The organism is Pseudovibrio sp. Ad13 (assembly GCF_001623225.1).
GTDB lineage: Bacteria > Pseudomonadota > Alphaproteobacteria > Rhizobiales > Stappiaceae > Pseudovibrio.
Window position 1 is genome coordinate 218970 of record NZ_LMCC01000013.1, and the last position, 26045, is coordinate 245014.

Sequence of the window (26045 nt, forward strand, 5' to 3'; positions counted from 1 at the left end):
ACAGATGAAGCTCAACGACTTTATCAGTGAAAATAAGTCTCTGATTGGCCTGATCATCCTGATGGCCGCAGTGTCCTTCGCCAATGCCAACTTCCTTGGCATCGACAACATGCTCAACATCCTGCGTCAGACCTCGATCAATGCAGTCATCGCTATGGGCATGACCTTTGTGATCCTGACTGCGGGCATCGATCTGGCGGTTGGTTCCATTCTGGCCTTCGCTGGTGCCATCTGCGCAAGTCTCATTGGCATGGATACGCCGCTCATCATCGCACTGATCGCCACCATTATGGTTGGCGCGGGCCTTGGTGCAACAAGTGGCGTGATCATCAGCTACTTCAACGTTCAGCCGTTCATCGCAACGCTGGTTGGCATGACCATGATCCGCGGCGCGACGCTGGTTTATACGCAAGGCCGCCCAATCTCTACGGGTTACTTTGATGTGGCTGAAAGCTTCTACCAGTTCGGCGGCGGCTACATTCTTGGCATTCCGAACCCGGTGATCCTGATGGTGGTCATCTTCGCGCTCTGCTGGTTCGTTCTCAGCCAGACCCGTTTCGGTCGTTACGTTTACGCCATTGGCGGCAATGAAAACGTGGCCCGTCTGTCCGGTATCAATGTCAAAAAAGTCAAAATTCTTGTCTACGCCCTCAGCGGAGCGCTCGCCGCACTAGCAGGCATCATCCTGACTGCCCGCCTTGAATCCGCTCAGCCGACTGCCGGTCTGGGATACGAGCTCGATGCAATCGCAGCTGTGGTTCTCGGCGGCACAAGCCTTGCAGGCGGTAAGGGGCGGATCTTTGGCACCATCATCGGTGCCCTCATTATCGGTGTGTTGAATAACGCACTGAATATTATGGATGTTTCATCCTACTACCAGATGATCGCGAAAGGTGCGGTTATCCTTCTGGCGGTTGTCGTCGACAGCCGTGGCAAATCAAACGCGTGAGCAATCAAACTGAACCTCGGGAGGTTTCTATGAAAAAACTAGTAAGTTTGGCAGCAGGTGCTGCTCTTCTTCTCGGCTCCACAGCAGTATCAATGGCACAGGACACACTGGCTCTGGTCGTGTCCACCCTGAACAATCCGTTCTTTGTGACCTTGAAAGAAGGTGCTGAAGCACGCGCAAATGAGCTCGGCTACAAGATTGTTGTTCTCGACAGCCAGAACGATCCTGCAAAAGAACTGGCAAACGTGGAAGACGTGCTGAGCAAGAACGTTTCGATCCTGCTCATCAACCCAACAGACTCTGACGCTGTTTCCAGCTCCATCCGCGCTGCAAACCGCAAAAACGTACCAGTGGTCACACTCGACCGTGGCGCAGCACGCGGCAAAGTGGAGTCCCACGTGGCATCCGACAACATCCTCGGCGGCGAAATGGCTGGTGAGCTGATCGTTGAAACCCTGCGCGGCAGCGGTAAGATTGTTGAGCTGGAAGGTGTTCCAGGAACATCTGCTGCGCGTGACCGCGGCACAGGTTTCAAAAAAGCAATGCACGGCGCCTCCGGTATTGAACTGGTTGCAGTTCAGCCAGCAGACTTCGACCGCACCAAAGGCCTGAACGTGATGGAAAACATCCTGCAGGCACAGCCAGAAATCAACGCTGTTTTCGCACATAACGATGAAATGGCTCTGGGCGCAATCAAGGCAATTGAATCGGCAAACCGCGACATCCTTGTTGTTGGCTTTGATGGTACTGATGACGGCGTAAAAGCTGTTGAAGAAGGTACAATGCTGGCAACTGTTGCGCAGCAAGCTGGCATGATTGGTTCCATCGGCGTCGACACTGCGGACAAAGTCCTCAAAGGTGAAAAAGTTGATGCGTATACCCCAGTTGCGCTGAAGCTTGTTACCAAGTAAGTGCAAGTAATCTGAATAAGATCGGGTTTGGCGTAAGCGCCAGACCCGACCCTTAAAACCGGAGCGGAAATGGTCAGTATCAAGGATGTTGCACAAGCTGCGGGGGTATCCGCATCTACAGTGTCTCACGTGATCAACGAGACGCGCTATGTTGCACCCCTGACCAAACAAAAAGTCGAGGAAGTTATTCAGGCTCTCGGCTTCCAGCCAAGCATGATGGCGCGCGCGCTCAAGGTAAAGCGCACGAACATCATCGGCATGCTGGTTTCAAGCAGTTCCAACCCTTTCTTCGCAGACGTGGTACGCGGCGTGGAAGAGGGATGCTACCAACACAATTTCAGTCTCATCCTGTGCAATTCAGGTCATCAGTCCGACAGGCAGCTGGCAAACCTCAACACCTTGCTTCAGCGCCGCATTGATGCCCTCATGGTGATGACCACCAAGACAGACCCGGCGCTGTACCAGCAGATCAGTAAGCTCGGTAAACTACCCAAAGCCATTCTGGATTCTGCCCCGCACCCAAACGCCTGCACTTTGCAGGATGACTCTGTACTGGGCGGCAGATTGGCTACAGAACACCTGATCAAGCGCGGCCTGACCAAAATCGGTTGTCTTATGGGGCCAGAAGATCATCCCCGTTCTATTGAACGCTACAAAGGCTTTGAAAATGCCATGAACGCTGCCGGGTTGCCGGTAGAAAGCAAGTGGCAAGCCGCAGGCCTTCTCACCGCATCCAGCGGGTATGAAGGCATGAAGCAGATATTGGACGCCGATAGCCAGCCCGAAGCCATCTTTGCCTTCAACGATTTGATGGCAATGGGGGCGTACCGCGCCATTCACGAACGTGGCCTGCGCATTCCAGAGGATATCTCCGTCATCGGCTACGATGATGTCGAGTATGCCTCCTACATGGCGCCAGCGCTCACAACCATCAAACAACCCAGCTTCGAGCTTGGGTTGAGCGCTGCAGAAGCGCTGATCAATCATCTGGAAGAAAAGACAGAAATGCCGCCAGTCATCCAATTGGTGCCTGAACTGATCGTCCGCAGCTCTGTTGTTAACTAGGAAGTATTCATGTCCATCGTCATTGTCGGTTCCATCAATGTTGATATCACAACCCGTTCTGACCGGCTGCCACAGCCGGGCGAGACACTGCATGGACACAGCTACGCCATCAACCTGGGCGGCAAAGGCTGCAATCAAGCCGTTGCAGCATCAAAGCTGGGTGGTGATGCACAACTGGTAGGCCGCATCGGTAAAGACGGGTTTGGCGACATCGCAGCCCAGCATCTGGCGGACATGGGCGTCTCAACCGAGCATGTGCATTTGGATGAAAACCACGGCACCGGCATCGCGGTGATCGGTGTGGACGCAAATTCCGAAAACAGCATCACCGTGATTGGTGGCGCAAATCTTGCTGTTGATGAAAGCGATCTGGAACGCACATCAGATGTGCTGAAGAACGCTAAAATCATGCTGATGCAGCTGGAAATTCCGGTCGCAACTTGCCTGAGCGCCGCTAAAAAAGTCCGCTCCTCAGGCGGCAAAGTGATCTTCGATCCAGCGCCTGCACCCGTCGATGGTCTGCCGGAAGGTTTCCTGCAAAACGTAGATGTTGTAACGCCCAACGAGACAGAAACCGAAATCCTCACAGGCTTCCGCCCATCCAATGCAGAAGACGCAGCCCATGCTGCAAACCTGTTGCGCGAACAGGGTGTTGCTGCTGCTGTTGTGAAACTGGGCGCACGCGGCGTTTACTTCAAGGATGAGACAAGTGAAGGCTTCGTGGAGCCGTTCAAGGTGAACGCGATCGACACCGTGGCAGCAGGAGATTGCTTCAACGGCGGTCTGGCGTATGCGCTGGATAGCGGCAAATCTCTGGCTGAAGCAGTCCGTTTCGCAGCAGCGTGCGGTGCACTCTCCACCACCAAACATGGTGCAGCCACATCCGCGCCAACACTGGTTGAAGTCGAAGCTCTGATGGGTGCATAGAGCGCGTTCCATTTGATTGAACTCAATCAAATGACAAGAATTCGCTATGCTCTAAGGCCTTTCAGAAAAGCAAAGTTGGGGTTGGCAGCCTTTTCACAACCCCAACTGAGTACATCCTAAACAGGTATTTAGCCGCGACCGCGATAGGTCGGCACGCCCTGTTCTGGAATCCAGATGCCTTTTGGCTCTTCACCGGTCTGGTAGAACACATCAATCGGAATACCACCGCGCGGATACCAATAACCGCCAATGCGCAGCCAGATCGGGTTTAACGTGTCAACAAGACGCTTACCGATGGACACAGTGCAATCTTCGTGGAACGCACCGTGGTTGCGGAAGGATGTCAGGAACAGTTTCAAAGATTTGCTCTCAACCAACCACTGGTCCGGCACATAATCAATCACCAGATGAGCAAAATCCGGCTGGTTGGTGATCGGGCACAGGGAGGTGAACTCTGGCGCTGTAAAGCGAATTGCATAAGGCGTGCCCTGCTGTGGGTTTGGAACCCGTTCCAGAACCGCTTCTTCAGGGGACTGCGGCTGAACAGTATCACCGCCCAGCATGGTCAGATTTTTATAGATATCGTCTTTGCTCATTGTTCTCTCGAATTCTTCGTTCTCATGCATTTCCGTCATCAAAGGCTGATCATCAACTTGCCGGAATATGCCTTAAACACCGCGCTTGTTGCCCCACAGCAGCACATGCAGCTGCGGCAGAATGCGTGGCTTGAACCATTGGTCGGAAACAGTTTTGTCCACCAGCCAGTGCATGCGATCCATGATGCCGTCCATGTCAATAGTCGCATCATCATCCTCGGGTGGAGGAGGGGTATGGTTCCCCGGTTGCAGGTACATCGGCAGATAAGGGTAGCGCTCACCAACGTCCTTGGCCCAGTCGTAATCGACATCATCAAACACAACCACTTTGATCACACAGGTGGCCGAGTTGAGGGCTGCATCCAGACAGGCATCGAACTTGTCCCAATTGACAGTTTCGCCAGAGGAAGGCGGCTTCGGGCTCAGCACCAGCGTGTCCAGATCTGCAAACCAGTCCCGTGCAACTGATCCCTGCGTCTCGATTGCGAATTTGTAACCCTTCGCTTTACCGAGTGAGATTACTTGCGAAAAATCCTGAATAGCAGGGTTGCCGCCAGAAAGGGAAACTGTGATCGGTTGATGACCGGACAGTTCCTCAATCTTGTGCCAGACGTCCGCACTGTCCATCTGGTCCCAGGTATGACGATAGGCGCTGTCCACCGCATGCAATGTATCACACCAGCTGCAACGATAATCACAGCCGCCAGCGCGTACAAACACGGTCGGTTCACCAATCAAAGCACCTTCGCCCTGAATGGTTGGCCCGAAGATCTCACTGATACTGAGTTTACTCATGGTCGGTATTCCGCCCATGTTTTCGGCGTTTCACTCACACGCACAGCGCAGGTCTCCACCCAGTGCCCTTTGCAGAACTCATAGATGGTCTTGGCGAGAAACTCAGAGGTAACCTGATCGTGTCCGAACACCTCATTGAGGTGACGGTGATCCAGCTCATCATCAATGAAACGCTTGAGTGGCTTCAGTTCAGTGAAGTCCACCACAAAGCCATGTTCATCCAGATCCTTGCTGGCAAGTTCAATCACCACAATGTAGTTGTGGCCATGCAGGCGCGCACAGGGATGTCCCTCCGGCATTTCGCAGAGTTGATGCGACGCCGAGAAGTGAAATTCCTTGGTGATTTTGTACATTATGGTTCCGCTCGTTCCACCACGGATTTCCAGTAGTCGGGATCCGCGTATTCTGTTGGGTCCTCAACACCTGCCAGATCAAAGGCTTCTCGCCGTTCGACACAGGTGCCGCACCGCCCGCAATGTTTCTCTCCGCCTTTGTAGCAGGACCACGTGTCCTCAAACGGCACGTTGATCCGGGCACCTTCTTCAACGATGGCACCTTTGGAGATTTCTACAAATGGCGTGTAAAGGCTCACATTGGCATAGCCGTCCAGAGCCAGCTTCTGCATGGCTTCAAAGCTTTTGATAAAGCCAGGGCGACAGTCCGGGTAGATGAAATGATCACCCCCATGAACCGCCGCAGCCACAGCATCGGCCTGCTGAGCAGCCGCAATGCCAAAGCCGATAGACAGCATGATTACGTTTCGGTTGGGAACCACAGTGACCTTCATGTTCTCTTCGGCATAATGGCCGTCAGGAACATCAACATCATCGGTTAGAGCGGAGCCACTTAAATGCGCTCCTATCTGGCTCATGTCCAGAATATGATGTGGCACACCAAGCTGCTTTGCAGCATGCGCTGCATAGTCCAGCTCTTTTTTGTGCCGTTGGCCATAGTCAAAAGAGACGAGGCCGAGCAATTCGTTTTCACGCGCAACCTTGTAGGCAAGCGTGACCGAATCCAATCCGCCTGAGCAGATTACGATAGTCTTCATAAGGTTTAGTCCTTGTTTTCGCTGTTACCGGGTAGGCTGCGACCGGCACTCATTGCTGAGCAAATCGGTAACTACCAGACTAAAACCTCAAGGAAAAGGACTATTTCACCCTCTGCATACATCTCATGGATAACCTGCTGAGTATAAATGCAAATCACACTTTAAAGTTGCGTGTAATGTGCCCTGCGCCCACATGCAGTGCCGCAGGGTTCGTATGCATCAGGACGCGAGAGTCAACAATTTAACTTCAAGCTGCACCAGAACGGGCCTCAGGACATTTATGTCATTGTCCAAACCGAACGGATGGCGACGATAAAGCTTGATGGCCTTGTCGCTGTCTAGCCGTGCCAGCAAAGGCCGCACAAGGCGCAAGGCATCTTCACGGGCCTTCTTACGCTCTTGAAGTGATTTCTTACTGTCACCGATGATCTGCGCGTATGTCTTCAATTCACCCGGTACAATTGGTTTTGATACGCAGGTGGTAAACCGCTTCAAACTACTGGTATCGACGTAGTTTTCATCAGCCTCCTGCTGGCCGGCAACGCCGGTGATGAAGTCGCCTTCAGCAAAGGTCTTCGCAGACTCCATACGAGCAATAGCCTTTTCAGTGGCCTTGACCACATCCTTGGCGATGTCCTCTCTAAAGCCTGTTAACTCGCTGCGCATGGCATCATACATGCCCTTCAGCTCTTTCAGCCGCCCCATATTTTCTTCGTAAGAGGAGTTGACCGCACTTTCCTGTTCAAGCAGCTTCACTTCTTCCAAGAGATCCTTGAAACGGGTCGGATCATAGTTAGTTGTATCAATACGTGGGAACCGTGTCAGAAGCGCCTTTGCCCCTTTCCAGCTCTTTGCCTTTGCCGTGAGCATTTCCAGCTCATTCTTCATAGGACCAGAGGTTTCATTGAACTTACCCTTGGCAACCTTGCGGTCAATCTCAAGCTGAATACCATTTTTGTAGTCTTCTTCGATCTTCTCAAAGAACTCATCCTGCTCTGGGGTGGTGGCAGGTCCATCCACATCTTCGCCGAGCAGCGCAATGCGAGCTTTTAGTTCTTCAACATACTTATCTGCTTTAATCTTAACGGTGTTCACCTGTGAGATGGCTTCTTTCAAATCATCGACGGTGGCAGCGTTATGAGCGGTCACTTTGGCCTGTTTCAACTCCAGTTCCAGCTCACCGTGATAAAATTTTTCTTGCTTGGGCTGCCAAACCTTTTTGAACTTCATAGCAAGCTCTGGGCGGGCTGCTCCCAACTTAGCGAGCAACCCAGGAATTTGCTTGAAAAACTTCTCAATCGGATCGACTTTCATGTCAAAGACTGCTCTGAAGCCGACGGCTTCATCGAGTTGTCTCAAGAGTGGCTGTAATCGCGATCCTTTCAGGTTACGACACCGACCAAGAGCCTTGTTGATGTTCAAATCGGGTGCTTGCTCTCGCAAAAGACGAACATCTTCTTCAAGGTTCATCTTGGCTTCGATGTAATAGATCGCTTTCTTACCGGATTTGGTGGCAGCAACCTTATCGAGAATATCCTGGGTGTCCGTCTGAAGGTCGTCATACCCGGTCGGATTAGTATTGATGCCTTCCAAAATGTCTTCTGTCTTGATGAACTCTTCAAGGGCAATGGCTTCCATGCCAGTCACACCAGATGATCGTAACTCATCCAAAAACTCAAAAGATTCCAGCAGCTTGTTAATCGTTGCACGGGGAACTGCCTTAATACTCCTATCTCTGGGTCGCTTTGGGATGGTTGCCATCACATCCTTGTTCAGCCCTTCAGTATGAACGGCACGTGCACGAGCTTCCGTTTTGCTCTCTTTCGTAACCACCTGGTGGTCTGCATCGAACACGACGAATTTCTCAAGCTGTTTTCGATAGGCTTGGGTACGTATATCCAGATTTTTCTGTGCCCATTCGTCTTGTTTGATCCACCTTTCTCGGCGGGTCGCTACGCCCTTCAAAGTTGTGACAGCACGCAGGGTTGCTGACAGATCGCGAGAACTGTCACTTTGATAGTCGTGAAGATCATCAAGCGTATCTGTTGCCGCAGTGGTTGGCTGCGCCATGGTCATGCTTTCACACAGGGTCTCAATAAACTTGGCCGAATTACGGAGTTCCGGCAGCGCTTTTTTACAGGCCTCCGCATCTGACAAGAACTCCGTCCATCGAGGGTCACTTGGCCGAGAGACGGCATCTTGATACAGGTTCATCTCAATGAGCAAACTTGTTGCCAAACCGGTATAACCTGCCCCTTGCAGGTCGTAGATAATTTCCTTTACCTTCTTGACATCCTGTCCGATCAGAACCTGATCTTCGCTGCTCACATAAGTTGCCGGATGCACCTGAGCATCTCTTAGAAGGCTCTTCATGTCTTTGAGTTTGTGTTCCACCTCAGCTAGTGTCGCCTCACAAGCCGCAAAGTTGTAAACGCCGCTTTGGATATAGGCTTTGTCTAAAAGCATTCCAATCAGTTCATTGACCGTCGTAAACGCCAACTTCTCGTCTTCCAGGCCCTTAAAGACCTGAACTTCGAGGAAGAGTTCTTCTTTTTGTAGTTTGAAAGTAGCAATCTGTTCGCTAATCACCTTGCTCAAGGATGTGTCAGGTGCGTCAGGCATGTCGACGGCTTCAATGGGATTACTTGAGAACAGTTGCATCTCATTTTTAATTTCAAAGGCTCGTTCGCTATCATCTAATGCCATAGTAATAGCGGCTTCGCGTCGAGCTTCCTTCTCAGCCTCCCGATGGTCTTGCTCATCCATCCGCGCAGTTGCTTCTGCAAGTTCGGCCCGTTCCCGCTCGCGTTCTGTTTCGTAAACCTCACTGAAGGCTTCAGACCAGGTCGGAAGGACCTCGCCCCATAACTTGTAGATTTGCTGAGCCCATGTTTCCTCTGTTGAGTTCATTTGGGCTTCTGGTGGAACAGGACTGGCTTCAGGTTCTGGCATCGGAGGTTCACTCACCCTAATTATGAGAGGTATTCAAACAGGAAAACCAGCGGTCAGACGCACATGGCATCTCCGCAAGGCTCCACTCCAACAAGTCGTCGCGTGCACGCGCACCAGATTGTTATGACGGACCCAGATGAAATATGCGTTGTGATAAATGGTTCGGTTTTCTCTTATTCTTGATCTAATTCTGCGGCACAGAGCAACAACGGGGAATCGCAAACACCACGCCAGACTTTCTTAGGGCAACAGCGTATAATCTGAGCACAATCCAAGCCTGCGTGAGAAGGAATGCCCTCATGAAAGCAATGGTTCTGACCGAAATTGGAAAGCCACTTGTCTTGCAGGAACGTGCTGCGCCACCAACACCGCGCGCCGGCGAAATCCTGATTGAGGTTGAAGCCTGCGCAGTTTGCCGGACAGACCTTCACGTCGTGGATGGCGATCTGACGAAACCAAAGCTCCCGCTCATTCCCGGCCATGAAATTGTCGGCAGGGTACAGGCATATGGGGCAGGTGTTGATGACCTCACAATCGGCACGAGAGTAGGCATTCCCTGGCTCGGGCATACGTGCGGCTGCTGTTCATTTTGTCAAAGCCATCAGGAAAATCTCTGCGATCATCCCATATTCACGGGCTATACACGCGATGGCGGCTTTGCAACGCACACCATCGCAGATCGTCACTTTGCGTTTGAGTTGGACGACAAAGCCGATCCCGTATCCCTTGCTCCACTTTTGTGTGCCGGATTGATTGGCTGGCGCTCTTTAAAAAAGGCTGGCAAAGGCAAAAAGATAGGCATCTACGGCTTTGGCGCCGCTGCTCACATCATCGCGCAAGTCTGCATCTGGCAAGGCCGTGATGTCTATGCGTTCACCAGATCAGGCGACACGCAGGCGCAGAACTTTGCAAGAGAGCTTGGAGCCACTTGGGCAGGCAGCTCTGAAGACCAGCCACCCGAAAAATTAGATGCGGCCATCATTTTTGCTCCCGTGGGGCCACTTGTTCCAACAGCGCTGAGAGCTCTGCGCAAAGGTGGGCGCGTGGTGTGCGGCGGCATTCATATGAGCGACATCCCGCAAATGCCCTATGCATTGTTGTGGGAGGAGCGGGAGGTTGTTTCCGTTGCCAACCTGACCCGCGAAGACGGGTTGGAGTTTTTTCCCCTCGCCAAAAAAGCAGGCGTGCTAACCCACTGCATTCCCTACAAACTTGAACAGGCCAATCAGGCACTGGAAGATTTGCGAGGGGGACGGCTATCCGGCGCAGCTGTCCTCGTGCCGTAACACGAAAAACAACTGCGTCAGGCCAAATCAAACAGGATCAGGCTTGGTGCCCGCCAGCATAACCGCTGCGTTTTGCGGCAGACCAGCCTTTCAAGCTATCCTCTGCCGGTTTGAAGATCTCGACAAGAAGCGGATAGCACGGCGTATTGTCATCAGAGTGACTGCTGCCGCAATCACCACCCGGACAGGTGGAAAGCGCACCCAGAAGATCGATCTCCGCAAAGAACTCAATAAAATCACCCGGACGAACAGGGCTGGCTTTCATGAAGTACTGGTGGGTGTCGCGGGTAAAGCCGGTGCACATGAAAACGTTCATCACATCATGCACATGAGGCTCAGCACCATCTAACGAAAGCCCCTTTGCATCTGCCAGTGCGCGGGTCAGGTTAGAGTGGCAACAATGGTTGTAATCCACGTTCTTGAGCATGTGGTTGGTGTAAGGGTCGCAGCGCGTTCCAATCACATCATGGACGCCCGCACCATCCTCATCCCAGCCGTACCAGTCCAGCGTATCCTGTGTAATCGTCGCCATCGGACGCAGATACGGCATGGTGCTCCAGAGCCGGTCTCCGGTTGAAAGGTGCGAGGCGTGCAGCTGACGGGTCTTGCCGCTGAAAAACCGCTCATTAATGTCATTGGCATTCCACAAGTTGAGATCGCCAACCTGCGGGCCTTCAACGCTCACAATCCGGAAGAAGTGGCCAGCAGGCACCTTGAAATGACCGCCATCACGCGGTGGCACCACAACTTCCCCGATCTTCTCCAGGCTCTCTTTGGCCTGCTGATAAAGCTCAGCGTTATAGGCAGGCAAATGATCTACTTCGTAACAAACAATAGGAGACTTGGAGCGACGATCTTCGGAAGGAGCAGGAATGTCGGTCGTAATCGAGCGGGAGGCGATTTTTGTCATGAGCCAATGATCCTAAAAAGAGCAGAATTATTGGTTCTGATTGAACCCTCCAAATCTCAATTAATATATTGATTTAATTTCACTGATCCCTTCAGTCCCGGCACCTTTCGAAGGCACCATGAAGCCAGACAACTAAACCTTGCACCTAGCTTGAAGGAGCGGATCGCCGCACCGCCAGAAAATGCAGCGATCCTCATGTTGGCCAAGCTCTACTTGGCCGGGGCGAACTTGCCGGAATGCCGGTTAACTTGCTGAAGCAGAAACTTAAACAGCTTTCGGAAACCAAGGCCGGAGCGCATCTGGAATTCTTCATAATGAAACAAGCGCATTGGGTACTTCAGGGCTTTCAAATTCCGTATCAACGCTTTGCGCATAACTTCCGGACCACAAAACGCAATTGGCATCACATCAAAGAATTTTCCCTGCAGGATTTTCAGCAACCGCGCGTCGATGTACTCGCCCATGTCAGACTCAAAGTACTGCACATGAAGGTTCGGCAGACGGCTTTGCAGTGCCTCCAGCTCCTCCTCAAACGGGTTCTCCAACCGGTTACGGACGCCATAGTAAAGGTAGAACTGTCCGGTCTCATCCCCCCTCAAAGTCTGCGCCCACGACAGGAAAGGTGTGATCCCGACACCGCCCGCAATCCAGATCTGGTCCCGATTGGAAGCAATTGGGCGGAACCCGCCATATCCCTTGCTGATCTGAGCTTTTGTGCCGACCTGAAGCTCGTGCACACGAGATGTGTAATCACCCAGCGCAGAAATGCAGAACCGCAGTCTTCCGTCTTCGCGCGGCGCAGATGCAATCGTGTAAGGATGCACTTCGCCCATGCCCTCCTGATCAAAGGAGAGGTAAGCAAACTGACCGGCATCATGAGAAATAGGCTTGCCTTCAGGTTTCAGTGTCACACTGGTGATGCGCCCGTAAATCTGAACATCTTCTACCTCATAGGTCTTTGTGCGCCCGGCCATGCCTTTGTAAGTCAGGTACAAGAAGGACGCGACACCGGCAAAACAGAAGAAGGCGACGTAAAGACCAAGCGGATCACTCCAAGAGAACACGTTGGGGATCATCAGGAAGTGCGCAGCAGCAAGGGCGAAGAAAATACCGATCAAACGGTGGGTCCAACGCCAGATATTATAGGGGATGAAGGTCGCCAGAGAACCAAGGCCGAGGATTAAAATACCATTATACCCGATCTCGCCCAGCTCTTTCGCCAGTCCATCCGTATCGCCGCTTGAAAGCGCATCTGCATCAATGCTTTCATGCAGGAAAGCAGCAGCAATTGCGAAAATAGCCAGCCATTTATGCAAGACATATACGCGGTCCAGCGGGCCAAACAGAGCCTCAACGCCTTTCATCCGTGTGGCCATCACCTGAACCAGCCCCATGAAGATCAGTGAGACCATGCCAAAATACTGGCTCAGCAAAGCACCTGAGTCTGCTTGGCTACCAAACTGGGAGAAAATCAAAAGGGGGACTAGGATGCTGGCGATAATGAAGGTCAGGCCAATCGGTTTCATTCCGGTACGCTCATCTGAGTTAACGATGCGCACTCAGATGAAACTCTGGCTATGAAAGGTGAGTGACACCGTTGGGGGGCATCGCACACCATTCATAATCAGATCACCCCAAATGAAGCTACAGATGCAGCCTCGGAGTAGGTTTCAATCTGAGTGCTTCCCCTAAATTCACTTGGAAGCTGAAACCTACCTGAAGTTTACGACACTACTTTTTCAGTTTGAGCATAAAACAGGCTCCGCCCAGTCGCTCACTCTTGCCAAGGGAAATCTCGATCCCATTGCGGCGACACAGAGTTTGCGTAATAGACAGGCCAAGGCCCGCACCTGAACTTGATTGCCCCGGCATGCGGAAGAACCGCTCAAACACCTTCTCACGGTATTTCTCAGGCACACCCGGTCCACTGTCTTCAACACTCAGTTGAATATGATCATCACCGCGCTCAAGAACCACGATCACCTCACCATCAGACGGTGTATGACGGATTGCATTGCCAATCAGATTACCAAGCACAGCGCCCAGATCTTCCGGATCAACAACAGCTGCCACATGTTCTGATTGAAGCAGTTGCAGCTCCACATTTTTATCAAGTGCCGCATGGGCCTGCTGTGCAAGGCTTTCCTGAAGAACAGGCAGCAAGTCGTGCTCTGTTATCTCTTTGTGGGCATCCTGACCTGCACGGGCATGTTCCAAAAGCTTGGCGGCCAGATGTGTCGCCCGGTCAACGCCTTCAATGATGTTATCAAACCGCAGCCGTGTCGCATCATCCAGCGCGTCCCGCTCAATCACCTGACATTGGGCCTTCACCACGGTCAGCGGTGTTCTGATCTCATGCGCCGCATCATCAATAAACCGCTGCTCGCGAGCAAGGTAGTCTTCAATCTTGTCAAACAGCATGTTCAGGGAGTTCACAATCGGCACAAGCTCATCTGCCTGCTTCTCCGTTGTCAGCTTGCCAAGACTCTCAGGCTCCCGAGTTTGCAGTGTCTCAGAAAGAGTGGTGAGCGGACGTAACCCGCGTTTGACGATGAAAACCGTTGCGATGATGGAAAACACCAGCACCAGCCCCAAAGGGATGGAAACCGTGGCAACAGTCTGGTCGGCCAGCTCAATGGCTTCATCAAACACGATACCGATGATGTATTGCCTGTCAGTCTTTTCGCCCGGAAAATTCCAGATCACCCAGCTATCGCCCTCATGCTCAATTTCCTGAGCACCCGGCCTTAGATACTGGGGTAGCTGTACTTGGTCGGATGACTTATATAAATCGTTGCCGTCTCCATCGCGGATGACCACGAAGTAATCATTAAGTTCATGATGATCATCCAGATGCTTGGGAGAAATGGTATCCCCCTCCAGCTGTGCAATCGCGCTGACAAGCTGAAAGGCTTGCGCATCATGGGTCTCGTAAAGCTCTTCCTCTGTCATATTGTAGACAATGGCGGAAAAGACGCCCCAGACCACAAACAGCAGCGGGATCAGAAAGATGAGGATGCGGCTGCGGATGGAGGAAAGTTTCATGCCGGTACGTCCTCATCAACAATATAGCCTACGCCGCGGATGGTCCGGATCAGCTTAGACGTGGTTTTCCTGCGGATTTGCGAGACATAAACCTCAAGCACATTGCTCTCCGCATTCTCTTCCCAGCCATAAAGCTTTTCCATGAGATCAGACTTGGAAACCACACGGCCCCGCCGCTCCAACAAAATGGTCAACAAGCGAAAGGCGAGGGGCTGCAACACCACCTCAGCCCCGTTGTAGCAGGCTTTTTTCTGGTCCAGATCCAGCGTCAACGCCCCATGCTGCAACAACATGCGCCAGCGCCCAACAGAGCGCCGCACCAGTGCGCGGCAGCGGGCCAGAAGCTCTTCCATATCAAACGGCTTGGTCAGATAATCGTCTGCACCCAGATTAAGCCCGTCAATCCGGTTCTTGGTGGTCTCCCGCGCAGACAGGATCAGGATAGGCACATCTGCCTTGTCATCACGAACGGCCCGCAAAAACTCCAGACCATCCTGACCCGGCAACCCCAGATCCAGAATAACCAGGTCGAACTCTCCGGTTCTCAGAGCGTCTTCTGCCAAAAGACCATCATCGACCCAGTCCACTATAAATTCATGCCGCTCCAGAAAAGCCTTGATCGCATCCGCAATCAGCCGCTCATCCTCAACCAACAATACGCGCATGTGTTCCTTCCACTAGGGCGAAGTGCACCCAATATTTGCCTCAACTCTTTCACATCTACAAAGAACATGAAACTGAATTGTGCCTGAAGAAATCGCATAAGCGGTTACAATTGACGGATAATTGGTAGCTCGCCATATGGTTGGTCAAGGCGGCCCAATCGACACGCTCAAAGCGGCCTTGGCGCAAAACACCTCACGGATGAAAGTTTTGATACTGCGCGGTGGGCGCCCGCAGATTGTAGAAACGGCATCCGTTGTGAAGTCCCCCCAACCACTGCGATAGGCCTGCGCATAATCGCGAGAGATGCCTGCAATCCACTCATCTCAACCCGCACCAACAATACCATCATACACATCCTGCGGCATGACAGGCACATAGGTGATGGTGCGCTTGAGTTCTTCGCTGAGTGCCGACGCAACATCAAAATAAGAAAGGCTCTTTGCTCCCGTTACCTCATAGATGTTGCCGTTGAAATGATCATTCAGCACGCATTCTGCGGCGCACTCAGCCACATCGCGTGTGTCTACCATCCCCATCCGGGCATCACCCATGCCAAAGAAGAAGCTGCTATGTTCTGCTATGGTTTGCGTTGCCAGAAACATGTTCTGCATAAAAAGGTTAGGCCTCAGGATTACATACTCCATCCCGGAGCGAACAAGCTCATCCTCGGTTGCTGCATGCAACACAGTGTTCGCTGTTGGCCCGGTAGCACCTGCTTTGATGGCCGAAATGCGAACCACTTTGCCACACCGCTCTCCAATGCCGCATGAAGCACAGCTGAGGCCTGTTGTGCTGCCTGTGGGTTGGCCGAAGTGATCAGTACCAGTGTGTCAATGCCCGCCATCGCCTCAGAGAGAGAAGGCAGTTCAGCAAAATCTCCCCGAACCGCCTCAGCGCCCATGGATGAAACCAGCCGTGCATTTTCCGCACTGCGCACCAAAGCACGCACATGCCACGGTGTTTGCTTTAACTCTCTGAGGAGATGCAGGCCGATTGTCCCGTTGGCTCCGGTGACCAAAATACGCTTGTTCATGACGAAGCCTCCGTCCACACCGCAAGTTCGTTCCCGTTGGGATCTGCAAAATGAAACCGCTGCCCGCCAGGGAAAGAATAGATGTCCTGCAAGATCGCCGCGCCAGCTGTACGGACGGCCTTTAGCGTGCCCTCAAGATCCGCCGCATAAAGCACCACCAGCACACCGGGAGCCTGAACCGGAAACCCGCTTTCTCCATTAAAACCTCCTTCCACACCAGCACCGGAAAAGCTGATGTAGCTTGGCCCCCAGTCTTCAAAGACCCAGCCAAACACAGAGCTGTAGAAACTCTTGGTCTCTTCATTTTTCAGCAGAGGAAATTCGATGTAGTTGATGGATTTATCCTGGTTTCCCATCCCGCGTTCCTTTCATGTTTTGATTGGAACGCATTCTACTATTCTTCTTAGTGTGGTAATATTGCTTGAAATGGGAATGATAATTCCAAATATGGGAATATGATGCAGGACCTGAATGCAATCGCGATATTTGCTGAAGTTGCCAAAGCAGGCAGCTTTTCCGGAGCTGCCAAGGTGTTGCGCCTGCCGCTCTCAACCGTCAGCCGAAAGGTGGCGGATCTGGAAGCGCAGATCGGAGCAAAACTTCTGGAACGCACGACGCGGCGCATGCGTCTGACGGAAATCGGCGACCAGTTCTATCAAGCCTGCCTACCGGGACTGGAAGCATTCAAAGCAGCAGATCGCGTGGTGGAACAGAGCCAGTCAGTCGTGTTGGGAGACCTGAAGGTCACCGTGCCACCCAATCTGGCCGAAGCTCTCTTCATTCCCGTCATCGGGCAGTTTCGCCTGCAATATCCGCAGGTACGCATCCACATGATCGTATCAGAGCGCAATCTGGACTTTATCGAGGATGATGTTGATCTGTCTTTCCGCGTCGGTCCAAAACCAGATTCCGGACTGACACTCACAAAGCTCGCCGCCTACCGCCACGTTCTGGTCGCTTCTCCTTCTTACATCGCAGAGCAGGGAACTCCACAGCGCCCTGAAGACCTGATGCAACACGCCCTGATCGGCTTCGGGTTCTGGCAAAAGCCGGAAATCAGCTGGCAACTGAGCAGGAAAAGCGAAGAGCGGACCATTCGCTTTGCACCAGACATTGCCATCAACGACTACTCAGCGCTTCAATCTGCGATTAAGTCCGGATTGGGAATAGGGGAGCTGCCATCCATTCTCTGTCAGGACGCGTTGAAAAAGCGCAGTCTGGTGGAGGTGCTGCCGGAGTGGAGATTCCCTGAAATAGACCTGCACGCCATGCACACTGGCAAGCAAAATCAGTCCCGGCTTACACGCCTGTTTCTGGAAACCTGCGTGAGCATGATCCGCCCGAAACTCCGCCAGTTCGCGTGAGAGCTTCAGTAAGACCCGTAACGCACCAGCTGGCTGAAGGCCTCAACGATCTCTTCGACGCTTTCCTCGACGGGTTTTTCAAAGGTGTCGACCACAAGGCGGTGCTTCTTCCACGGCTCATAGCGTCGCCGCTGTACATCCTCCCAACTGGGCAGGGACATCGCGGAGATATCGTTGTGTCTGGTCTCAACACGTGTCTTGTGTTCAGCCTCGTCAGAGCAGATCACCTCAATGTTGAGCGCTTTCACCTTAGCGCCAAGCGCTGCTTCCAGCCAGATGTTGCGGGTAATCTCAATTGGATTCACCGCATCCGCAATCACATTGTTGCCCAGCAGCAAGTTGTCTTTGGCAACGGCTGCTGCTGCAACATAACCGGCATCTTCTGCTGGTGAGATCGCAAGAACGGAGGTCTTGAGGGCAGCCTCAAGTGAATCAATACGTAAATGAACGGCTTGCAGGCGCGGAGAAAGGGCCTTTGCCAAGGTCGTTTTACCAACACCAGGCAATCCCGAAAGAACAAATAGAATAGCCATGCCGGGCTCTTACCAGCCCAAGGTTTCATGAAGCTTTCTTCATGAGAGGCTAAATTAGGGCACCCTTAAGCAATCCCACGCACTTCCATCGGCGTCTTGCCCGTCCAGTTGTGAAACGCGCGAAAGAACGAGCCGGTATCCTTGTACCCAAGCAGATAGGAGATTTCCGGAATGCTCAGATCACTGCGCACCAGATAGTGCTGGGAGAGTTCGGCGCGGGTCTCGCTCAAAATGTCCTGAAAACTCTTGCCTTCTTCCTTCAACTTGCGCTGCAACGTCCGCTTGCTGGCATTCAGGTTCTGGCTGATCACGTCAATGGTGTTCTGGCCCGCTGGCAGGCTTTCCAATAACGCATTCTTCACGCGGCGGGACATTTCATCAGAACTGCCCGTGCTCTGCAATTTCTGGCGCAGCCCATCTTCAAACGTATCCCACATACCTTCCATCTGCGTGATCAGCGGACGAGTAGCATCCTGCAGCGAAAGGGTGATGTGCGCCACCGGAGCAGGAGTTGCCTTCACCCCGCATTCCGCTTCAACAGCAGACCAGTCCAGATCGCCAACAGGGCCTCCCACACTGAGCGGCACAATCTGCTCTCCGGTAAAGGTGCGGCTGCAATTGGTGAAGTAGACAATCTCGAACTGAGCCAGAATTTCAGGAAACGGTTCCGTCGGATCGCTGGAAGTAAACAGGATGGACACCGTACTATCTGTACGCTCAACTTCCAGCCGGATCGGCGCAATCAAAGGCTTAAACAGCGCAAGACGCTTCACGCCTTCCTCAATGTTTGGACTACAGGAAAACGCAAAGGCGTGTGGAACAAAACTGCCTTGCTTGATGGTGTGCCCAAGTTTGATTGCCAGATCGTTGCCGCCATATTCCTGATGCAACGCATGCCAGATGGCGAAATACTGCGCCTGTGTGATGCCCTTGGCTGCCGGACCCAGCTGCTCAATGGAAACTCCGGCACGGCGCATCACCCGATCAACAGACAGGTCAAGGTACTGAATGATTTGCGCCATCATGGCAGCGCCTGGGTAAAGATGTGCGTGTTTCGTCATGCTGGGCTCGGTCTCATTGGTCTTGCCACTCTTTCATCTCGAATTTTTGCTAGGTGTGCCAGTACCAATTTACATAGTGGCGCGATATGGCAGTACTTTGGCGCGATCTGCCACTGAAAGCGAGAGAGGCGAGTGCTAGGGATAACTACAGATCATTTGTTTCAGGCTCAAAAAGCAGAATAGCGCATTCCGCATACAACACTGCCCCATTCAAACAGTGCCTGAGATTATTGCTGACCCAGCCAACCGCTACGGATCAAAAAAGGGATTTTTTTTGATGGCAATTTCTTTAAAGCTGAACGGCCAGACGCATAAGGTCGACGCCGAACCAGGAACCCCGCTTCTTTGGGTGATCCGCGATGAACTCAAGCTCACCGGAACAAAATTCGGGTGTGGTGTCGCCTCATGCGGGGCGTGCACCGTTCATCTGGATGGCGAACCGGTCCGCTCCTGCCAAACGTTTATTGAAGATGTGGAAGATTCTGAGATCACCACAATTGAAGGCCTGAAGTCCACGCCAGCACAAGCCGTGCAACAGGCATGGACAGAGCTGGACGTGGTCCAGTGTGGTTACTGTCAGTCCGGCCAGATCATGTCTGCCGTTGGCCTGCTCTCTGAAAACGCAAAGCCAACACTGGAAGAAATTGACGATTACATGGACGGCAACGCCTGCCGATGCGCCACCTACCAGCGCATTCGCTCCGCAATCGTACGTGCATCAGAAATTATGGAGGCTTGATATGAGCGTGTTGTCCTCTCGTCGTGGCTTCCTCAAAGGGGCAGCAGCCTCTGCTGCCGCCGTTCTTGTTATTGGTGTGGCCCCATCCGGCTCTATGGCCGCTGCAAATGCTGCAGACACCACCATGCTCAATCCGTTTGTAAAGATTGCAGCAGATGGCACCGTGACTGCGATCGTCAAACATTTTGAAAAAGGGCAGGGTCCGGCAACCGGCCTCACCACACTCATTGCAGAAGAGCTGGGCGTCAGCATGGATGCGATAGAGTATGAGTTCGCCCCATCCAACCCGAAGCTTTACAACAACACGGCATTCGGACCTATCCAGGGTACCGGCGGCTCCACCGCCATGTTCAACAGCTTCAAGCAGTATCGTCAGGCAGGCGCCGCGGCCCGTGAAGTGCTGTTGCAAGCCGCATCACTGGCATGGGATGTGCCCGCCGCCCAGCTCAAGCTGGAAGATGGCGTGATCTCAGGTGGCGGCAACAAAGCGCCAATCGGCGAGTTCGTAGCCGCCGCGAGCAAGCTGACAGCACCTGAAAACCCGCGCCTGAAAGATCCATCCGAGTTCAAGTTGATCGGCAACGCAAGTGTGCGCCGCAAGGACACACCGCCAAAGATCAACGGCACCGCCAAATACGCGATGGACATCCAGCTTGATAATCAGATGGTCGTCACCATCAAACGGGCCACCCGCAAAGGTGCAACTGTCACGTCCTTTGACGACAGCGCCGCAAAGGATGTCAAAGGCTTCATCCGTGCAGCTACACTGCCCAACAAAGCTGGTGTTGCAGTTTACGCAGAAAACACATGGGCCTCTCTTCAAGCCCGTGAAGCTCTGGAAGTCACCTGGGACAATTCAGCAGCTGAAAGCCGCAGTTCTGAAGACGTCTACAAAGAGCTGATGGCTGCGCTCAACACAGTGCCGGAATACAACCTGACCAAAAACGATCAGGCCGAGATTGCAGGTGCGATTGAAAACGCAGACAAGGTGGTGGAAGAGACCTTCTACTTCCCATTGCTCGCACATGCGCCAATGGAACCGCTCACCTGCACCATTGAGGCGACAGAAGATGGCGGCGTGATCCTGCATGACGGCTGTCAGATGCCAACCTCACCACATGCAGCGATTGCGCAAATCCTTCAGGTGCCAATGGACAAGGTGCAGGTCAACACCATGTTCGCTGGCGGCTCGTTCGGTCGCCGTGCAACACCAACGGTCGATTATCAGGTAGAAGCAGCGCTTTCCTTTGTGATGACGGATCGCCGCCGCCCGGTCAAACTGGTGTGGTCCCGCGAAGATGACATCACCGGTGGCTACTACCGCCCGGCATTTGCGCACAAAGTTCGTGTTGGTCTTGATGTAGATGGCAACATCGCAGGTTGGGATCACCGCGTTGCAGGTCAATCCATCTCCAAGGGCACCCCGTTTGAGGCGTTCTCGGTTCATGATGGGGTCGATCATCTTTCCGTAGAAGGCGTCACCCCGACGCAGTACTCCATTCCGGGCATGTTTGCGGGTCTGACGGACATCAAACCAGCCACAACCGTTTTGTGGTGGCGCTCCGTTGGTCACACCCACACCGCCTACGTCATGGAAGCCATGATGGATGCCGTTGCAACAGCATCGGGCCGTGATCCGGTTGAGTTCCGTCTGGCCCATCTGGCAGGCGATACGCCAGATCAAAAACGACTGACGGGCGTTCTCAAACTGGCTGCTGAAAAAAGCAACTGGGGCAAAGGCGCTGAGGGTCGCTCTCAAGGTGTTGCGGTCCACAAATCCTTTGGCAGCTATGTTGCCGAAGTTGTCGAAATTTCAGGTGATGCAGAAAACGGCGTGAAGATCGAAAAAGTCACCTGCGCCGTTGATTGCGGTATCCCGGTCAATCCGGATGTGATCAAGGCACAGATGGAAGGCGGCATCGGCTACGGCCTCGGCCACGCCATGCGCGATGAGATCACGCTGGAGAACGGTGAAGTTATCCAACAAAACTTCCCGGACTACGAACCGCTCCGCATCGGGGATATCGGCGAGATTGAAACACACATTGTCCTCTCCACACAAGCCCCAACAGGCGTCGGCGAACCGGGCACACCACCATCCGCTCCAGCACTGGCAAATGCCATTGCAGCGAAAGGACCACGTGTAACCGAACTCCCAATGACCAAGGCAGGCGTCACCTTCGCCTAAACTGATTTGGCAGAGTAAAAGGCAGGCTGAATATCCATCAGCCTGCCTTTTGTGTGTTTTACAAAAAAACGCAGCTCACACGTAAAAAACGCAAACCAACGCACAAAAACACGATCATTTTTCAGCTCACAACTTATTTGGTGTGTAAGACGCACTAACGCTCTGTTTTTTATAAGTAAAATCAAATCTATTCTGATCTGTGAAGCGAAAACAACTTCTTACAGATGAAACCTTTTCAGCTCACTTTGTGAACCTTCAATTGTCGCAAATTGAAGCCTGCCTGCACCCTATGTTCCCCTTAAAAGCGCGGAGCAGTGCTCCCGAATTCTGTCTTTATCCCCGTTGATGGAATGGGCTTTGGGAGCTGAGCAATGGATTTCCTGCAACAAACCTGCAAAAGCCTTTATCTGGCTCCAAACTCTGGCGACAACGCCGGTGGTTTTGCGTTTGTTGTCAGCAAGGTAGCCACCAGAAGAGCCAAACTCCCCAAGTGCATTTCACTCAAAGACGCGCTCACCAGCAAAACCTATTCAGGCTCCTTCATTTACTGCCCGGATCCACTTGAATGTGGAGGCAAAGAGAGCAGTCAACAGGACCTGGTATCTGGCCTGCATGCCTACTTGCAAAGCATGAATGTACTGCGCGGTTTCATGTGGCTTCCCAGAGACTTAACGCCGCTTCCAGTCCCTCGTGACTACACCGGCCAACGCCCGGCCTTCTTCTCCATTAATGCAGCGGGAACAGTGACAACCAGCAGTCTGTCCTACCTTCTGGCACCCGAACTCACCATCGAGTTCTATTCAAGCGCTTACATTGGTGTTTCTGAAGATGAAGAGAACCTGCAACTCTCAGAATCTGCCATCCAGTTGGGAGGATATCTCAGCCCGGATACGGGGTCGGTGAGCAAGGCAGACATCCGCTGCTCCGGCCCGGATCGCGGTGCCATTGTGTTTGATGCCGAGTTCGAGCGCGGCGCTCTTCATGATCAATGGAATCTGGGTTTTCAATGGGTTACGAAAGATGCGGAGACCAAAACCGGCGTCAATGGCCAACGCTTCGCCTTGGGTACAGGCGATGATGGCAGCCGTAATCCTCTGCCTATGACGCTCATTGTGGATGTCACCGATGCGCTGAACATCTACCCGACGCACAATCGAACAGATCCCAACCGCTGCGCCTTCTATTTTCGCGCCGAAGAGGAAAGCGGGCAGGGACCAACCCTGAACAGCTTCTACCGGACCACCTACGGCGCTCCCGTTGTTTTACAGAGTATCACCGCTGACAGCCATGTGAGTGATGCACAGCCAGCAGGCATTATCCTCACCCCGAGCTACGAGAATGCCTCATCACTTCATAGCTTTATCGCCAGTCCTGTTGGTGATTTCCTCGTCTGTGCACCTGTCGCACACGACGATACAAAAGCCCGCTTCATGTGCGGACTGGGCGGCACGGAGTTTCTGGAAGTTCCTGGTGCTGCAGAACACGCGCTCTCTGAGGGAGCACGGCTGCGGTTTATACCCGATCAGCCTGCCTACGCACCGGTTTTCCCGTTGCCTTTGTCGTCTCCCGTTGGACGCCCCGCACCCAAAGGAGCCCCGCTCAAAGGCAACTACAAAACGTCGTATGTACAGGTGTTCCCGCCAGATAACGCCGCAGAAAAAAGCGGAACATCCATCACCTATGTGGCGCAGCCCCACGGCAGCGCACTGCACGGCTATGATGATGAAATCTGGCAGGAAAACAAGGAGTTGCTGGGCACTGTCAGTCCGGCCTACACACTGCCGCCAATGGAAGATCAGGCCTTCCCCATGTTCCCCTACGCCGGTACGGATGAGGGCGACCCGAGTTATTCTCAGTGTGATGTCGCCCTGTTTGAAAAAAGCATCATTGCTCCAACCCGCCGCAAGGTGATTGCGTCTCTGACCAACGGTCAATCCAACGCCAGAGAGGCTAAGGCGCAAACAGGAGAGGGGGATGCAACCCTGACAACCCCACTGGGCGTCATCGCCACGCTGCAATCACCCACAGACGCCAGTCACTGGAAGGAAGTCAAACTCGCTCAAATCAAAGTACCAACACCTTCTGATTTTGCCTTCAAAGATTTATCCCCCAAACTCATAGAGGCCTTCCAGACCAATCAGCTGTTTTTGGTCGCCGTAAACCCATCAGAATTAGGTGAAGCAGGCTCAACCTTCCTCAACACGCTGAACATTGAAGACTGGCAAATCGAAGCCGATGTCGGCAATTCACCAGATTTCGGCGACTACGCCAACATATTGATTATTAAAGGAATACGCGGTCCACTCTACGACCCGAAGGGCAGTGAAAAAGACAACCTCATCTCCAATCCGCAAAAATGGACCCAAAAAGAAACCTTCGCCGCTCCAACAACCAAGCGCCAAAACACACCAGACAAAGCCCAGCTGGTCAATGTCTCCTCATGGCTTCAGGACTACTTCAAAGCAGCCTATGAGAACCCGGCAACAGAGTACTTCGAAAGCTTCAACCTGACCGCTGCCGACCCCAACTGGACCGGCGTACTTATGCTACGCGCGCGTATCAAATCACCACCCGAGCAATTGGCTGGGATTGTGGCCGGTGTGCGCGATCCAGCAAAGTTTTATGCCCACCATCTCGCTATCCGCATCAATCAGATCAAGGCAGGTGCAAGTGGTGAAAAAATCGAAATAAAGAAGCAAAGCTCGGTCTATGGGCTGATTTACTATGAAGACAGTGACCTCATTGTACCAAAGGGAGCAACGAGCCCGGAGCCAGTTGTGCCCTCTGCAACGCGCACATATGATTTCATCCTGCTCTCGCTCAAAGTGCTTTTTGAGAACTCGGCAATAAAGAAGTTCTCCTCCTTCGCACAGCTCTCCATGACCAGGATTTTTGGCAGTGAGACCGTCAGTTCAAAGCCCGTTTTACCGGCAAGCCAACCACAGCCCAAAGGCAGCCAGTACAAGTCGTTGATTATGAAAGCGAGTTATCAGGACAACAACAACCACCCGTCCTACACCATGGCTGCAACCCATCCCTATCTGTTCACGGTCGACAACAACATCCTGGAGCAAACAGAGTTCACATCCGCGCGAATGAACACCGTCTCCAAACATGAAAAAACGCAGGAAAATCTAACAGAGCCACTCATCCGCTTCGCCTTCACTGGCTCCCTCGATTTCGCGATCCTCAGCGCAGGCAAGAACGAGCCAGTTGACTTATTCTCCTTTGGCAATGAGCCAGACCAGCAAACCAGCCAGAATGGACTGGCCTTTAACGAGCTCGGCCTGCAAATGAGCTTTGCACAAACGAGTGCCTACGAAAGCCAGAAGATCACTTGGGACAGCGCTCAGCTGACATTCGACAGCAAAAACAGCACACCTCGCAGCGGTAGCCTTGTTGCCACTATGCCATTGCAATTGAAAGGGTTTGTCAGCTCCGACAGCGCAGATAAAACGCCAGCTTCCATGGGATACTTGGATGTTGTAACCAGCGTCCGCCAGCAAGGCCTGTCAGACACATGGAACGGCCTCAAGTTCGAAGTCAGCCTCGGCACCGCCGGAGACCTCGCAGGCAAACTGGGCCTCACCGCTGATTTGCTGCTGGCATGGTCACCCGACTCCACGGGCGAAACCTACAAATCCAAGACTGCCATCCATATGCCGGGCTCCTCCAACGGCGCCTCGCTCATCAGCTTGCAGAACGTGCTTTCAATGTCCTACGGCCCGATCCAACTGCTCTACACGGAGAACCCCAATAACAAAGAGGCTGATGCCAACAAGCAATACATGTTTGTTCTCAATGAGATCGCCATCAAGTTTCTGGGGCTGGCCAAGATCCCGCCAAGCGGCGCCACATCGTTCTATCTGTTCTCCGAGCCAGATGAGAGCAACGAGGGCTCGGCCAAAACCACAGGTCTGACCTGGTACGCGGTCTACAACAACGAGCCCGCCGACAGCAAATAAATCACTCCT

Annotated in this window: 23 protein-coding genes; 9 read left to right on the forward strand and 14 right to left on the reverse strand. The window is 52.9% G+C overall.

Features of this window, described 5'->3' with window-relative positions; translation table 11 throughout:
• The first annotated feature begins 4 nt into the window (after positions 1 to 4).
• From rbsC to rbsK, 4 genes are all read left to right on the forward strand, one after another.
• Positions 5 to 949 (forward strand): ribose ABC transporter permease, encoded by a 945-nt coding sequence (rbsC, locus tag PsAD13_RS14770; protein ID WP_057465239.1) that lies wholly within the window; start codon positions 5 to 7, stop codon positions 947 to 949.
• Positions 950 to 978: 29 nt separating this feature from the next.
• The gene (gene rbsB / locus PsAD13_RS14775; RefSeq protein WP_063318630.1) at positions 979 to 1860 is read left to right on the forward strand and encodes a ribose ABC transporter substrate-binding protein RbsB; all 882 of its coding nucleotides are present in this window, start codon (positions 979 to 981) and stop codon (positions 1858 to 1860) included.
• 69 nt (positions 1861 to 1929) lie between these two features.
• On the forward strand, positions 1930 to 2925 hold the full coding sequence (locus PsAD13_RS14780; RefSeq protein WP_057465237.1) for a substrate-binding domain-containing protein: 996 nt from the start codon (positions 1930 to 1932) through the stop codon (positions 2923 to 2925).
• Between the two features lie 9 nt (positions 2926 to 2934).
• Entirely contained in the window at positions 2935 to 3852 is a 918-nt protein-coding gene (gene rbsK, locus PsAD13_RS14785) for a ribokinase (protein ID WP_063318631.1), read from the forward strand.
• 128 nt (positions 3853 to 3980) lie between these two features.
• On the opposite strand, the gene queF is transcribed toward rbsK, so the two are convergent.
• From queF to PsAD13_RS14810, 5 genes are all read right to left on the reverse strand, one after another.
• Positions 3981 to 4448 carry a preQ(1) synthase gene (queF, locus tag PsAD13_RS14790; protein WP_063318632.1) on the reverse strand — a complete coding sequence of 156 codons (468 nt, stop codon included), beginning with the start codon at positions 4446 to 4448 and terminating at the stop codon, positions 3981 to 3983.
• A gap of 72 nt (positions 4449 to 4520) precedes the next feature.
• Complete coding sequence (gene queE / locus PsAD13_RS14795; protein ID WP_057465234.1) at positions 4521 to 5261, reverse strand: 7-carboxy-7-deazaguanine synthase QueE; 741 nt, start codon at positions 5259 to 5261, stop codon at positions 4521 to 4523.
• On the reverse strand, positions 5240 to 5596 hold the full coding sequence (queD, locus tag PsAD13_RS14800; RefSeq protein WP_057465233.1) for a 6-carboxytetrahydropterin synthase QueD: 357 nt from the start codon (positions 5594 to 5596) through the stop codon (positions 5240 to 5242). The genes queE and queD overlap by 22 nt, the downstream gene beginning before the upstream one ends.
• Positions 5596 to 6294: a 7-cyano-7-deazaguanine synthase QueC gene (gene queC, locus PsAD13_RS14805; protein ID WP_063318633.1), complete on the reverse strand. Its 699-nt coding sequence runs from the start codon at positions 6292 to 6294 to the stop codon at positions 5596 to 5598. The genes queD and queC overlap by 1 nt, the downstream gene beginning before the upstream one ends.
• Positions 6295 to 6513: 219 nt before the next feature.
• A complete protein-coding gene (locus PsAD13_RS14810) occupies positions 6514 to 9246 on the reverse strand; it encodes a hypothetical protein (protein ID WP_063318634.1) in 2733 nt (910 codons plus the stop codon).
• A gap of 299 nt (positions 9247 to 9545) precedes the next feature.
• Between PsAD13_RS14810 and PsAD13_RS14815 the strand changes: the two genes are divergently transcribed.
• Positions 9546 to 10532, forward strand: coding sequence for a zinc-dependent alcohol dehydrogenase family protein (locus tag PsAD13_RS14815; RefSeq protein ID WP_063318635.1), 987 nt, complete (start codon positions 9546 to 9548; stop codon positions 10530 to 10532).
• A 37-nt stretch (positions 10533 to 10569) separates the two neighbouring features.
• Here the strand turns inward: PsAD13_RS14815 and PsAD13_RS14820 are convergent, their stop codons facing one another.
• The 7 genes from PsAD13_RS14820 to PsAD13_RS14845 form a co-directional block, all read right to left on the reverse strand.
• On the reverse strand, positions 10570 to 11442 hold the full coding sequence (locus PsAD13_RS14820; RefSeq protein ID WP_063318636.1) for a DUF1989 domain-containing protein: 873 nt from the start codon (positions 11440 to 11442) through the stop codon (positions 10570 to 10572).
• Between the two features lie 209 nt (positions 11443 to 11651).
• Entirely contained in the window at positions 11652 to 12968 is a 1317-nt protein-coding gene (locus tag PsAD13_RS14825) for a ferredoxin reductase family protein (RefSeq protein WP_063318637.1), read from the reverse strand.
• Positions 12969 to 13173: 205 nt separating this feature from the next.
• Positions 13174 to 14487 carry an ATP-binding protein gene (locus PsAD13_RS14830; RefSeq protein WP_057465228.1) on the reverse strand — a complete coding sequence of 438 codons (1314 nt, stop codon included), beginning with the start codon at positions 14485 to 14487 and terminating at the stop codon, positions 13174 to 13176.
• Positions 14484 to 15152 (reverse strand): response regulator transcription factor, encoded by a 669-nt coding sequence (locus PsAD13_RS14835; protein WP_063318638.1) that lies wholly within the window; start codon positions 15150 to 15152, stop codon positions 14484 to 14486. The genes PsAD13_RS14830 and PsAD13_RS14835 overlap by 4 nt, the downstream gene beginning before the upstream one ends.
• A gap of 324 nt (positions 15153 to 15476) precedes the next feature.
• Positions 15477 to 15764, reverse strand: a complete 288-nt coding sequence (locus PsAD13_RS28120) for a hypothetical protein (protein ID WP_208986653.1) — start codon at positions 15762 to 15764, stop codon at positions 15477 to 15479.
• A 20-nt stretch (positions 15765 to 15784) separates the two neighbouring features.
• On the reverse strand, positions 15785 to 16186 hold the full coding sequence (locus PsAD13_RS28125) for an NAD(P)H-binding protein (RefSeq protein ID WP_208986655.1): 402 nt from the start codon (positions 16184 to 16186) through the stop codon (positions 15785 to 15787).
• Entirely contained in the window at positions 16183 to 16542 is a 360-nt protein-coding gene (locus PsAD13_RS14845; RefSeq protein ID WP_063318639.1) for a VOC family protein, read from the reverse strand. Before PsAD13_RS14845 ends, PsAD13_RS28125 begins: the two co-directional genes overlap by 4 nt.
• 102 nt (positions 16543 to 16644) lie before the next feature.
• On the opposite strand from PsAD13_RS14845, the gene PsAD13_RS14850 reads away from it, so the two are divergent.
• Complete coding sequence (locus PsAD13_RS14850) at positions 16645 to 17550, forward strand: LysR family transcriptional regulator (protein ID WP_063318640.1); 906 nt, start codon at positions 16645 to 16647, stop codon at positions 17548 to 17550.
• Positions 17551 to 17555: 5 nt separating this feature from the next.
• Here PsAD13_RS14850 and PsAD13_RS14855 read toward each other — a convergent pair whose 3' ends face one another.
• Together PsAD13_RS14855 and PsAD13_RS14860 are read right to left on the reverse strand one after the other, a co-directional pair.
• Entirely contained in the window at positions 17556 to 18083 is a 528-nt protein-coding gene (locus PsAD13_RS14855) for an AAA family ATPase (protein WP_057465224.1), read from the reverse strand.
• 65 nt (positions 18084 to 18148) lie between these two features.
• Entirely contained in the window at positions 18149 to 19144 is a 996-nt protein-coding gene (locus tag PsAD13_RS14860; protein WP_063318641.1) for an AraC family transcriptional regulator, read from the reverse strand.
• A gap of 277 nt (positions 19145 to 19421) precedes the next feature.
• On the opposite strand from PsAD13_RS14860, the gene PsAD13_RS14865 reads away from it, so the two are divergent.
• The 3 genes from PsAD13_RS14865 to PsAD13_RS14875 all read left to right on the forward strand — a co-directional run bounded on the left by PsAD13_RS14865 (position 19422) and on the right by PsAD13_RS14875 (position 26036).
• Positions 19422 to 19883 (forward strand): (2Fe-2S)-binding protein, encoded by a 462-nt coding sequence (locus PsAD13_RS14865; protein WP_057465391.1) that lies wholly within the window; start codon positions 19422 to 19424, stop codon positions 19881 to 19883.
• 1 nt (position 19884) lies between these two features.
• On the forward strand, positions 19885 to 22071 hold the full coding sequence (locus PsAD13_RS14870; RefSeq protein WP_063318642.1) for a molybdopterin cofactor-binding domain-containing protein: 2187 nt from the start codon (positions 19885 to 19887) through the stop codon (positions 22069 to 22071).
• A 371-nt stretch (positions 22072 to 22442) separates the two neighbouring features.
• Entirely contained in the window at positions 22443 to 26036 is a 3594-nt protein-coding gene (locus PsAD13_RS14875) for a hypothetical protein (RefSeq protein WP_063318643.1), read from the forward strand.
• Positions 26037 to 26045 lie beyond the last annotated feature (9 nt).